Raw genomic sequence first — 12,060 nt, 5'->3', positions numbered from 1 at the left:
ATGAAGACGCTGTATTTGGTTGCGGGCCTCTTAACGCTTCTCTCCAGTACATCGAGCGCGCAAGAGAAGCCGCGCTTGGTCTTGCAGATCACCGTCGATCAGCTGCGTGGCGACCTGATCGATCGCTACGGCCAGCACCTGGGAGAGGACGGGTTTAGCCGCCTGATCGAAAGCGGCGTGCATTTCGTCGATGCCCATCACCGACATGCGAACACTGAAACTATCGTCGGACACACGACGCTCGCCACCGGCACGGATCCGTCGATCCACGGCATGGTCGCGAACCTGTGGTTCGACCGGATCGGAGGCTCGCAGTTTTACAACGTACAGGATCCCGACTTTCCGCTCGTAGGCGCCGAAGGCGTCGATACCGACGCCGAGATCGACCCCACCCAGCGGGCCGCGACGACGGATGGCCGCTCGCCCCGCAACATCTTGACGTCCACGATCTCAGACGAGATCGCGCTGCATTTCGGCCCCGAGGCGAAGGTCTATGGCGTCTCTATCAAGGATCGCGGTGCTATCTCGATGGCAGGGCACGCGGGCACCGCTTACTGGTTCTCGAAGTCGGAGGGACGGTTCGTCACCAGCACGTTCTACCGGGAAGCCTACCCGGATTGGATTACCGAGTGGGAGGCAAAGGGCGTCGTGGCGCGCTACGCCGACACCGCGTGGGAGCTGTCCGCCACGCGAGACGCCTACATGTTCGGCACCCGCGACGATCAGCCATGGGAAACCGATTTCCCTGGCTTCGGACGAACGTTCCCGCACGCATTCGGCGCGGCGGACGACAAGTATTTCACCACGCGTCTGACGCTGAGCCCCGCCGGCGACGAGATCACTGCCGACTTCGCCAAGGCGCTGATTGACAACGAGGGGCTCGGGCAGGACGATGTGCCCGACTACCTCGCCGTCAGCCTGTCTTCCACCGACTATGTCGGCCACATTTTCGGCCCCTCCAGCCTAGAGTCAGAGGATAACATTCTGCGGCTCGACCGGACGCTGGCCGACTTGCTGGCACATATCGACGACCGTGTCGGGCTGGACCGGACGCTCGTAGTTCTGTCTGCCGACCACGGCGCGCCAGAGCATCCAGACTACCTGGCCACACTCGGCATCGAAGCTGGGACCTTCGACTTCGAGCGCATCGACACCGAGCCGGGTTTCGTGCGCCTGACTGCCGAATTCGGCGAGAGTCGCGACCTGATCCTCAATTTTTCCAACCCTTACTTGTATCTCGACACGGAAGAAATCGCGGCCCGCGGCTTAGACCCCGTCTTGGTGGAGCGCGCAGTGGCAGAGGAACTGGAGCGGCTGCCAGGCATCGCCCATGCCATCGCCAGCTCAGACCTTCGCGTGGGAGCAGTGCCTCGAGGCAAGATCCAGGACGCAGTTCTGGCCAACTTCCACCCCGACCGCTCGGGCGACATTTACCTCGTCTTCGAACCGCACTGGTTCATCGCCGATTTCGACGGGCTGCATGTGGCCTCAGCCCACGGATCGCCCTGGACTTACGACACGCACGTACCAATAATTGTCACAGGCCCTGGCATACAACCTACCCGGGTCTTTCGACGGGTTGAAACGGTTGACGTTGCCCCTACCCTCGCAGCCTATTTGGGCACAAAGCCGCCCTCAGGTGCGCTGGGCCAGCCGCTTGTCGAAGCGCTGAGGTAATCTGCGAAAATGAGCTTGATTGCCGCTGTCGCCTTCACCTCAGTATTGCTTGCCGCGACAACGGATTATGCAACCGGCGCCGTCCTTTCGCTCGATTTTGGCGGGATGTCGATGGGACTTTTCGGTGGATTGGCGCTATTTCTTCTGGGAATGAACTTCCTGTCAGATGGTCTCAAGAACGCTGCCGGCGACCAGATGCGTGTTGTGCTCCAGAAGTTCACCAAGAACAGGGTGATGGCCGCCATCACTGGTGCCGGCGTGACAGCCGTGGTCCAGTCTTCGTCCGTCACCACAGTGCTTGTGGTAGGATTCGTGTCCGCCGGTGTCATGTCACTGCAACAGTCTGTTGGTGTGATCATGGGCGCCAACGTAGGGTCCACCATGACCGCTCAAATTGTGGCTTTTAGCGTTGAAGAGTACGCTCCGGCGATGATAACGCTGGGTTTCTTCACCAACTTCATCGCCAAAAAGGACCGAACCAGGCATCTTGGCTCTATCCTTTTGGGTCTCGGCCTCGTCTTTTTCGGGATGGGCATGATGAGTGCCGCAATGGTGCCGCTGCGTGGCTACGAGCCATTTCTCCGCCTGATGCAGTCGATTGCGGAAAGCCCGTTTCTTGCCATACTTATTGCGGCGCTCTTCACTGCGCTAGTGCAATCCTCTTCGGCCACTACAAGCATAATCGTGGTTATGTCCAGCGAGGGTTTGGTTTCCCTAGAGGCTGGAATCGCCATGGCGCTCGGCGCCAATATCGGGACATGCGTGACAGCCGCTTTGTCCTCGATCGGTAAACCGCTGGATGCGCGTCGTGCAGCGGCAGTACACGTCATATTCAACGTCGCGGGTGTTTTGCTTTGGTTGCCCCTGATTTCGTTCCTCGCCTCGCTGACAGTCTCTGTTTCGCCTAGCTACCCGGATCTTGTCGGTGCGGAGCGCTTGGCCGTTGAAACCCCACGGCAGATTGCGAATGCGAACACGCTTTTCAACGTTATCAACACGGTGATATTCCTGTTCTTCACTCAGCAGATCGCCGCCCTTGCCATCCGCCTGGTGCCAGAGTCAAAGTCTACAGAGGCAACCGTTTCTGTCGTTCCGGAGTTTCTTGACGACGCGCTCCTGAGCACGCCTGTCATGGCGCTGCAAGCCGCGCGTGAAGAGACGGCACGGCTAGGAGGTCTCGCCCAAAACATGCTCGACGAGATTTGGGCAGTTGTACAATCGGGGGACAAAGCCAGACTCGACGAAGCCGAAAGCCAGGCAAAAACGGGTGCGGCCCTGCTGCCGCAAATTACGCGTTTTTTGGCGCGCGTTGGTGAAAGCGAACTGCGTGAAGCGGATGCAGACGAACGGGTCAATCTCGCCATTGCAGCCACCGAACTCAACATGGTTTCGGAGATCCTCAATGTTCGGATCTTGCCCGTTCTCCGTACGATACGTTCTAATGACGAAGAATTAGGACTCTCCGATATGTATAAGTTGATGGAAATGTCGGTTCGGGACGCCGTCAGCGCCGTTCGCGACAGAGACAAAAACGCAGCTATGCGTGTGCTCGGATACAAGGATGCCGGAGAACGGGCCTTCGCATCGCTTGCTGCGGCACAGGTTTTGACGACCGATGACAAGGTAAGGGCCGAAGATTTACGCCTGCGGATTGAGCTTGCCCAAACGCTGCGCGTGCTCATGATGATAACCCGTCGCGCCGCCCGAACGGTTCTTCGTAGTGGCGACGATCAGAATTAAGGGTGCTGTCAGACAAATTCTAACCAGTCTCTACAAGGACAGGATGCTTGCCCCCTATTCGGCGCAGAGACCGCGCCACTCGGCGTGAGCAGCGGCGCGGGTCAGCTTGAAACTTGGTCTGGAGTAGAGGCTGCGCTGCGAATTGAACAGGTTGTAGACCGATGCGTGGACGGCCGCGAATTTCTGCAGACTTCGCATCCGCCGGAAGCGCAACATCGCCCGTTCTCGTCGTAGAAGTGAAAAGTGTGAATTCTCTGCGCGATTGTTCAACCACCCACCGGTTTGCTGGCGGTGGCCAGAGCCAATTTCCTTAAAGGCAGCACCGTCGGATCTGAGCCGATCGGTCACGATCACTTCGGGGCGACCGTGCTTGCGCATTGCTTTTCTTAAGAATTTCAGCGCAGCTTTCTTGTCACGCGTCTTCGTGACGAAGCTTTCCAAAACCTCGCCTTCGTGATCAACCGCACGCCAAAGGTAATGGCGTTCACCGTTGATCTTCACGAACAATTCGTCGAGATGCCAGCGCCACTTGCTGGAACACATGCCGTCGGTTCGACGTTTTCGGATCTCACTGGCGAACATCGGTCCGAACCGATGTCACCAGAACCTCACCGCCTCGTGGCTGACGTCGATCCCGCGTGCATTCAGAAGATCCTCGACGTTGCGCAACGAAAGTGGAAACCGACAAACAGCATCACCGCCAGGCGGATGATCTCTGGGCTCGTTTTGAAGTAGCGAAACGGGGATCGTGTCGTCATAATCTGACGCTACAAATCAGACCTCCACGTCTCAAGCCGTCTTCTATGACAGAGCTCCAAAGTGTGTATGTGCGCAGCGACAAGAACGCCCGCTTCGGGCTCAGTGCGGACGTTGAGCGAAAAATCGCGAATGGCAACTATGCGCACAAAGCGGACGCTCAATCGTTTGATTTTCGCCCCGATTTGTATTCTGGCAGTTTGGCCAACGCCGACTTCAAAGCGTCACCCCATCTGTCAGAAACAACGCGCAAGTACTGGTCGTCGGACTCGAATCTTGACCGCGTGCCGGCCGTAAGACTGTCTTCCTCGTAAAGAAGCAGGTCAAGCGGAGCCCCGACAGACAGATTGGCCTTAATCGTGGAGTCAAAACTGACAAGCAAGAGTTTTACGGTTTCCGGAAAACTCATTTCCGGATCGTAGGCACGCACCAGAATCGGGCGGCCATATTTTGTCTCACCGATCTGAAAGAACGGGGTGTCGTCGCCGGCCTCGATAAAATTGCCTTCAGGGTAGATCAAAAACAGACGAGACGGGCCGCCCTTGATCTGGCCTCCGACAATGAGTGTCGCGTGAAAAGCGCTGTCCGCTTGCTGACCAGACCGGGCATGCCCCTCGATTACGTCGTTCAGCGTAGCCGCGACCAGTTGCGCAACTTGAAACATTGTGGGCGCCTCTAAGATCGATGGTGAGCGATCTGCCGGCGCTTTTGTTCGTTCTTCCAGAAGGCTTATCGTGGCCTGAGTAGTGGCCAGGTTTCCGGCCGTTAGGATTGTGATCGACCGGTCCCCTTCGACTGTCCAGTTGAACATCTTGTTGAAGGTCGAAACATTGTCCACGCCTGCATTCGTGCGCGTATCCGACATGAACACCAGCCCGCTATTCAGCCGCATGCCCACAGCATAGGTCATCATGTTCTCCGTTACTGCTGTGCGACTTTCAATTGCACTGTCAATTGCTCGCCCGCTGTCCCAATTCTATTCCCTATTACCGGTGCGGCTTGGGCATAGTCCAGCCCGGTTGCGACGCGTACGTATCGATCGTCAGGTGAAATCCCATTTGAAACGTCAAACCCTACCCAGCCAAGCCCGTCCAAATGCACTTCGGCCCAAGCATGGGTCGCGTCCTGAAGTTCTGTTTCGTTCATCATCAAGTAACCCGATACATAGCGTGCTGGCACTCCAATCTGTCGTGCGCATGTAATGAAGATATGCGCATGGTCCTGACACACACCGCGCCCAGCTTTGAGTGCATCTTCTGCGCTCCAGCCCGGGTGCGAACCTCCAATTTCGTACGCGACCTGAGCTCGAATTGTTTCGGACAGAGCATGTAGCTGTTCCAGCGGTTCACCTTTGGGCAACGCGCCTATCAGTTCGGCAACCCCTTTCCCCGGCGTTGTCAGAGCGGTGCGCCTTTTGAACAGCCACAAAGGAGTCGATCCTTCGTGAGGCCCCAAGACGCCGTGGGTGTCTTCAACCTCGACCACACCCTCGGAGATCAACGAGATACTTTGGGTGTTTGCGTCGAAACTGATCAATTCCACGGTGTTACGATGGTAGTCTTCAAACACCAGCTCTTTGCGCCCGCCGGTGATTTCGGTGTTCCAACTTTCAATGCTTTGATTGCGAAAAGACTTTGGTGTCTTCCTCAGCTGTTGCAAACCGAAGGGAACCGGCGCGTCGAAATCGTATCGTGTCTCGTGGCGTATATGCAGTTTCATTGGTCACTCATAGAACCGGTAATCAATTTCGATCTGGCGGCTCAGGTCCCCGAGATCCTTCAAAAAGTCCTGAATGTATTCGTGCAGCCCGAGGTCAAAGATATCGGTAATCTGCCGGTCGAGATACTTCTCGGAAAGCGCGTTGGCCGCCGTAACGGACGGACCCGCAAAGCCATAGTCTTTGCTGAGGTAGGACAGGTTCTCTTGAATCTTCCTACAGCAGAAATGCAGGCTGCGGGGCATCCTCTGATCAAGGATCAGAAACTGCGCAATTTCCGACGGCCGGGTGTTCTGGCCGTGGGTCATGCGATAGCCACCGCCTGCCCCAACGGACCGCAGGATACTTTCCCACTGGATGTTGTCCAGCGACGAGCCGACCGAGAAGGCCGTGGGCAGAAGGACATAGTACTTCACGTCCAGGATACGCCCGGTATTGTCGGCCCGCTCGACAAAGGTGCCGATCCGGGTGAAATCGAAAATGTCATTGCGCAGCATGGTCCCCAGAGTTGCGCCACGAACCAGAGCGGCTTGTTGACGAATAAGTTCCAGCGTTGCAGGCAGGTCCCTCTCATTCACGCGGCGCTTCATGGCTTGATCAATCTGCATCCAAGTGGCGTTCACCGCACTCCAGACATCATTGGTCAATGCGGTTCGAACAAGGCGCGCGTTGTCCCGCGCCTGTTTGATGACCGACTTGATCGAGGATGGATTGTCGGCATCACGCAACATCCAATCCACGGCATTGTCTTTCGAAATCTCATCATATTTGGCGCTGTACCCGCTGAAAACGCCGGCAGTTTTCAGAACCGAGCCCCATTCCGCATCGGAATTCTTTGTCCGGGTCAGCGCCATCCTCTGGCCTGTTTCCAGCAATCTGGCCGTATTTTCCGCCCTCTCAAGATACCGGGACATCCAGAACAACCCGCCAGCAGTTTTTCCCAGCATGGTCAGTCCTCCAGAACCCAGGTGTCTTTGGTCCCGCCGCCTTGGCTTGAATTAACGACCAAGGACCCTTTTTTCAGCGCAACGCGCGTCAGGCCGCCGGGGGTGATCTCGATCCCTTGCGGGGACACCAGAACAAACGGCCGCAGATCGACATGCCTGGGGGCAAGCCCCGAACGGGCGAAGATGGGCACCGTCGAGAGAGACAATGTGGGCTGAGCGATGTAGTTCGACGGCCGCGACTTGAGCTTGTCACGGAAGGCCGCGATCTCTTTCTTGCTGGCGGTCGGACCGATCAGCATCCCATAGCCGCCCGACCCGTGCACCTCTTTGACAACAAGATCCGACAGGTTGTCCAATACGTAGGACAGCGACTCGGGGTCGCTGCAGCGCCACGTAGGAACGTTTTTTAGCAGGGGCTTCTCGCCCGTGTAGAACTCAACGATTTCCGGCATGTAGGAATAGATCGCCTTGTCATCGGCTATACCTGTTCCCGGCGCGTTCGCAATTGTGATGCCGCCAGCACGATAGACATCCAGAATACCCGGCACGCCCAATGCGCTGTTGGGGTTGAAATTCAGCGGATCCAGGAACTCGTCATCAACCCTGCGATAAAGTACGTCGATGGGAGTATAACCTCTGGTGGTGCGCATGCAGACTCGTCCGTCGACAACCCGCAGATCGTGGCCTTCGACCAATTCCACGCCCATTTGATCAGCAAGAAACGCATGTTCGTAGTAGGCTGAATTATAGATGCCGGGGGTTAACACCGCGACAGTGGGTTCTCCGTCTGCTACAGTTGGTGCGCAGGCAGCAAGAGAACGTCTCAGATTACGGGGATAGTCTGAAACATTCCGAACATTGGTTGCGCTAAAGAGTTCGGGGAACATCTTTAGCATCGTTTCCCGGTTCTCCAACATATAGCTGACCCCGGATGGCGTACGAGCATTGTCTTCCAGAACGAAAAACTCGTCTGGTCCGGTTCGCACCAGATCGACGCCGACAATGTGCGTATAGACCTGACCAGGCGGTGAGACACCAAGCATCTGTGGCAGGAAGGCCTCGTTTCCGGCAATCATCTCAACCGGCACACGCCCGGCCCGGACAATTTCTTGACGGTGGTAAATGTCATGTAGAAATGCGTTGATTGCGCGCACCCGCTGTTCGATACCGCGTTCCAACCGCTGCCATTCCCGCGCTGAAATAACTCGTGGCACGATATCAAACGGTATCAGACGTTCTTCGGCCTCGGCTTTGCCGTATACGTTAAAAGTGATGCCCGTCAGCCTAAAAACTTTTTCGGCTTCGCGCTGTTTCGCCCTCAGTCGTGATACGTCTTCCGCGTTGAACCAGCGACCGATCTCTTCGTATGGACCTCTGAGTGATCCATCGCCGTTGAACATTTCATCAAAATACTCACTCATACTTTAAGTTTTACGCATAGATCAGATTTTTCAAGTCATTCAGGCTTGGTTGGAAGCTGTCTTTGGAAGGAGCGTCTAATTTTCAGGCGAACTGGATAATGTGATAATCTTAACAACATGGCGTTATTCGTGTTTCCAGTTGAAGTCACATTCAATGTTTTGTGCTGCATCTGAACGTCCGCTTTGGGCTCCGTGCCGACGGTCAGCCCGAATTGCGCGATAGAAAGCTTCCTAATGTCGAATATCGGCGCATCAGGCTACGCCATTAAAACCGAAAGGCTGTCTCGATTTCTTCAATGGCGGCTTTTGGGGCTGGGCTGCAGCTCGGACCGTCGCAGCGCCGCGAGACCGCTCTGAGCCCACTCCGAACGTGGCCTCGCAGGGTCCCCTGCAAATGCAGCATGGCCCCCTACATTTGGCTGCTGCGATGCAGCGGAAAAAGCGGTCATTGGTGGCCGGCTCAGCGAGATTTGGGGTCGCGATGTCCGAGATGCGGACGATGCGGTCACCTGGAAACCAACTTAAGTGCCCCTTACTCCAACGCCTCGATTGCAGGGAAGGACCAGTTCCCGTTCAAGATTTCTTCACGAGGTTCATATAGCCGAACGGTGTAGTTCCAACCTGGCGCAATAGGAATGCAATTCACCCGCCCATCCTCGCAGGCGCCAAAATTGATGGTAATGCTGCCGTCGGAATTGGGTTCGGCTGTTACGTTATTGAGGCTGTTGCGGCCGAGATCGTTTGCTTCCAAGTAGCCGTCGGCGTTGTAGACAGTGATTGACCAGAACGCGTCAACCGGTACTGCATTCAACGTGACCGAATGTGGTGTTACGCCATCATTTGCATCGACGCTGTCGATCTCATAGAGCGCCGCAGTGCGTGGCAGACCGCCCCAGCCGGCGGCGGCACCAACCAGGTGATCGATGGGCTTTGTTTCTCCTTCGGTACCGAACGAGTAGAAGCTGCTGAAACCGAGTTCGGCAAGGTTGCTTAGGGCCGTGCGTGCAGTTGCCAAATCATCCTGATCCCAATCCGGTGCCTCGAACGGACCTGCTCCACCCCCAGCCACGACAAGGCTGTCCTGAGCGGCATGTGCCTCTAACACATCGTCAGGATCGTTGGCGTCCATGAATATTCGTACAGTCACATAGGCAAAACGAGTACCAACGTTTTCTTCGGTCAGCGTGTATGTCCCAGGCGCGGTTTCGACGTACATGTAGTGATCCTGGTTGACCACATGCATCGAGATGTATCGCTCGCCCAAATCGGGCAGAGTGAATTCAACCGGATCGGACAGGTCCAGGACAATCCCGGAGTAGAGCGTGTCCTGGTTCATCCGGATAACCGGTTGGTTGTCCGGGGTCGTCGGTTTGCGAACGTGGATCAATTCTCCAACGCCCACGTCAAAAGCGGCCATGTTGGCACAGAACATATGATCCGTCTCGGCCCGGACAAAGGTGTCCAGCGTCACTGGTTCGGCAACAGCCAGAGATGGGGCCAGCAGCGCAATCGGAATCAATTTCTTCAACATTATAGGCGCCCTTCTCAATTCACAGATTGCGCAACGGGGAAGGTCCAGCTTCCACCTAGGACTTCCGGGCGGGGGCGATACAGGCGCACCACATAGTTCCAGCCCTCTGTGATAGGTAAGCAATTCACCCGCCCGTCGTCGCAGGCTCCAAGATGGATGGTCATGCTTCCGTCAGCATTCCGCGCGCCGGTGACGGAGTTGATGCTGTAGGCGTTCAGAGCGTTCGGTTCATAGAAGCCGTCGGCGTTATACATGCTCACCGACCAGAAAGCGTCCACTGGCACGTTCTGCGGCACTTCGATCTTGTACGCACCGACGGGCAGACCTGGGAAAAATGCCGGGTAGAATGCTTCCTCTTCCGGAAGCCCGCCCCAACCGGCAATCGTGCCAAGCATGTGACGTATGGGGTGGACGTTTTCCTTTTTGCCGAACATGCGGGAACTGTCTGGAACGAAACCAAGAGCACCGAGCGGCAGCAGCTGTTCGACTACCGCCTCAAAGGCGTCTTCATCGTAGTTTGGGGCCACGAACGCGTTGGAAGCGTTGGCCTCGATTGTCATTGCGTCCTGGATCGCATTGACAGCCGCCACATCCTCTTGGTTTGCGGCGTCGACAAGCACGCGGAGATAGACAATCACGTAAGGGGTGTCGAACGTTTCCATGTCGAGGGTATAGGTGCCGCCACCGAAGAACACCTCGTTTATGAAGTGATCCTGATTGACAACCATTGCCGTCATGTAGCGATCCGCAACGTCTGGAAGGATCAACGTCGCGCCCTCGCTTATGTCGACAACCGCGGTGCTGTAGAGCGTGTCGCGGTTCATCCGGATCGTCGGTTGGTTTTCGACCGGGGTCGGTTCCCGGAAGTGGAAAAACCGATTGATGCCACCCGCGAGCGACACGTATTTTTGAAGCTCAAGGTCAGTGGCGGCCCGAATGAAATTGTCCGAGGTGATCGGCACCTCCGCACTCTCGATCAGGCCCTCGAGGGTGTTCGTCGTCGTCTGCGCCTGCCCCGTTGTTCCGACCATCACTGCCAAAGCCAAGGCAGTTAGACTTACTCGCATCGCAACTATCCCCTCGTTCCATTGACAAGCCAATATCTACGTTTGACCTTAAAGTTCTTTGACCTGCGTCAAGCGCAACGCCTTAGGAACAAGCCCTTGGTTCCAATTTGCCGGTTCGTTGGACCGCTAAACGTTGCTGCGGCGAGAAATGCGTTTTTTTGCTTTTGGCAGGATGCCGCCGAGCGTTTCTGGGCAGGGTCCGCTCTGCACTCGCAACGTTAGATCACTGATTTTTAAACGCTTTTTTTGGGCCGGAGACCGCTTTTCGGTCTAAAGAGTTCTTGATGACGACGATGGTTCGGAGTCTAAAAGGCACCTTTAGATCGACCCGAGATAGTACCCAATAGCCTCCGCCAATTCGGTTTCTTCGTAGCCGAAATGGGAGCGTACAACCTCTTCCAATTTCCGAAATGTGGCGGCAGTCTTTTTGAAATTTGCATCGGAAGGGTCTTCCGCCAAAGATTCAGCCGCACGACCGAGGCGGATGATTAACTCGTGGACGACCTCATGTTCTGCCTTCAATTTGGCCACAATCTCGCGGAACCTGTCTCCGCTGGCTGCCTCGATACGTGGAAACATATCAGCGCTTTCAATGTCGTGGTGGAACTTGAGCACCTGGCATTCGCGCCCGCAAAGCGATCCGAATACTCGAAAATTCTCAGCCATGTCGAGTGAAAGCACGATCTGCTTCAGGTGCTCAGGCGGCGTGTCCCCCGCTTCGATCCGGGTCAGGACGGCGCCGATTTGGGCCATCTCCATCAGATAATGTCGGTGGATCGCGGCTAGTTGTTGGCCTCGTTGACGGTGTATTTCTGTCGCGTCCGCCACCGGCGGCGCTTTCGGTCGGGCAGCTTCGTCGAGGCTGAGTTCATCTAGCAATAGGGTCGAAAGGTCAGTCATGATGGATAAGAAAAGCCTTGCTCACGCCGAGTCAAGGGCGTCTGCTTTGGGCTCAGAACTGTCTTTCGGCGCTGCGACGGTCCGAACTGCAGCCCAGCCCCGCAAGCATACATTGACAAAATCGAGACAGCCTTTCGGTTTCAGTGGCGTAGCCTGATGCGCCGACATTCGACATTAGGAAGCGGTCTCTCGCGCAATTCGGGCTGACCGTCGGCACGGAGCCCAAAGCGGTCGAGCATCGGTACATCCAGCCGTTGGCACCAGGGTATCCATCCGTGGGCGCACGTTGCGGCGGTTGTTTCGC

The 12,060-nt window shown here is 56.3% G+C and carries 9 protein-coding genes and 1 pseudogene; 2 read left to right on the top strand and 8 right to left on the bottom strand.

Features of this window, described 5'->3' with window-relative positions; translation table 11 throughout:
* Positions 1 to 1,677, top strand: coding sequence for an alkaline phosphatase family protein (locus AC2FNS_RS14465; protein WP_496710946.1), 1,677 nt, complete (start codon positions 1 to 3; stop codon positions 1,675 to 1,677).
* Between the two features lie 9 nt (positions 1,678 to 1,686).
* Positions 1,687 to 3,417: a Na/Pi cotransporter family protein gene (locus tag AC2FNS_RS14460; protein WP_496710947.1), complete on the top strand. Its 1,731-nt coding sequence runs from the start codon at positions 1,687 to 1,689 to the stop codon at positions 3,415 to 3,417.
* A 54-nt stretch (positions 3,418 to 3,471) separates the two neighbouring features.
* Here the strand turns inward: AC2FNS_RS14460 and AC2FNS_RS14455 are convergent.
* The 8 genes and pseudogenes from AC2FNS_RS14455 to AC2FNS_RS14420 form a co-directional block, all read right to left on the bottom strand.
* Positions 3,472 to 4,175: pseudogene (locus AC2FNS_RS14455) on the bottom strand (IS6 family transposase).
* A gap of 158 nt (positions 4,176 to 4,333) precedes the next feature.
* On the bottom strand, positions 4,334 to 5,083 hold the full coding sequence (locus tag AC2FNS_RS14450) for a proteasome-type protease (RefSeq protein WP_496710978.1): 750 nt from the start codon (positions 5,081 to 5,083) through the stop codon (positions 4,334 to 4,336).
* 11 nt (positions 5,084 to 5,094) lie between these two features.
* Positions 5,095 to 5,892: a transglutaminase family protein gene (locus tag AC2FNS_RS14445; protein ID WP_496710948.1), complete on the bottom strand. Its 798-nt coding sequence runs from the start codon at positions 5,890 to 5,892 to the stop codon at positions 5,095 to 5,097.
* Positions 5,893 to 5,895: 3 nt separating this feature from the next.
* On the bottom strand, positions 5,896 to 6,837 hold the full coding sequence (locus tag AC2FNS_RS14440) for an alpha-E domain-containing protein (RefSeq protein WP_496687001.1): 942 nt from the start codon (positions 6,835 to 6,837) through the stop codon (positions 5,896 to 5,898).
* A 2-nt stretch (positions 6,838 to 6,839) separates the two neighbouring features.
* Positions 6,840 to 8,258: a circularly permuted type 2 ATP-grasp protein gene (locus tag AC2FNS_RS14435; protein WP_496710949.1), complete on the bottom strand. Its 1,419-nt coding sequence runs from the start codon at positions 8,256 to 8,258 to the stop codon at positions 6,840 to 6,842.
* 532 nt (positions 8,259 to 8,790) lie between these two features.
* Entirely contained in the window at positions 8,791 to 9,789 is a 999-nt protein-coding gene (locus AC2FNS_RS14430) for a DUF1214 domain-containing protein (RefSeq protein ID WP_496797567.1), read from the bottom strand.
* 14 nt (positions 9,790 to 9,803) lie between these two features.
* Positions 9,804 to 10,820 (bottom strand): DUF1214 domain-containing protein, encoded by a 1,017-nt coding sequence (locus AC2FNS_RS14425; RefSeq protein ID WP_496795419.1) that lies wholly within the window; start codon positions 10,818 to 10,820, stop codon positions 9,804 to 9,806.
* Between the two features lie 354 nt (positions 10,821 to 11,174).
* Positions 11,175 to 11,756: a hemerythrin domain-containing protein gene (locus AC2FNS_RS14420; RefSeq protein ID WP_496710952.1), complete on the bottom strand. Its 582-nt coding sequence runs from the start codon at positions 11,754 to 11,756 to the stop codon at positions 11,175 to 11,177.
* Positions 11,757 to 12,060 lie beyond the last annotated feature (304 nt).

This window comes from Ruegeria sp. BHSA191, from assembly GCF_059613325.1.
The sequence above is the reverse complement of the archived record's forward strand: the minus strand, read 5'-3'. Positions and strand labels throughout refer to the sequence as shown.

What these genes read in the sequence shown, in the direction of transcription:
- AC2FNS_RS14465 (WP_496710946.1), top strand. Translation starts at nt 1, where the DNA reads ATGAAGACGCTGTATTTGGTTGCGGGCCTCTTAACGCTTCTCTCCAGT.
- AC2FNS_RS14450 (WP_496710978.1), bottom strand. Translation starts at nt 5,083, where the DNA reads ATGACCTATGCTGTGGGCATGCGGCTGAATAGCGGGCTGGTGTTCATG.
- AC2FNS_RS14445 (WP_496710948.1), bottom strand. Translation starts at nt 5,892, where the DNA reads ATGAAACTGCATATACGCCACGAGACACGATACGATTTCGACGCGCCG.
- AC2FNS_RS14425 (WP_496795419.1), bottom strand. Translation starts at nt 10,820, where the DNA reads ATGGTCGGAACAACGGGGCAGGCGCAGACGACGACGAACACCCTCGAG.
- AC2FNS_RS14430 (WP_496797567.1), bottom strand. Translation starts at nt 9,789, where the DNA reads ATGTTGAAGAAATTGATTCCGATTGCGCTGCTGGCCCCATCTCTGGCT.
- AC2FNS_RS14440 (WP_496687001.1), bottom strand. Translation starts at nt 6,837, where the DNA reads ATGCTGGGAAAAACTGCTGGCGGGTTGTTCTGGATGTCCCGGTATCTT.
- AC2FNS_RS14435 (WP_496710949.1), bottom strand. Translation starts at nt 8,258, where the DNA reads ATGAGTGAGTATTTTGATGAAATGTTCAACGGCGATGGATCACTCAGA.
- AC2FNS_RS14460 (WP_496710947.1), top strand. Translation starts at nt 1,687, where the DNA reads ATGAGCTTGATTGCCGCTGTCGCCTTCACCTCAGTATTGCTTGCCGCG.
- AC2FNS_RS14420 (WP_496710952.1), bottom strand. Translation starts at nt 11,756, where the DNA reads ATGACTGACCTTTCGACCCTATTGCTAGATGAACTCAGCCTCGACGAA.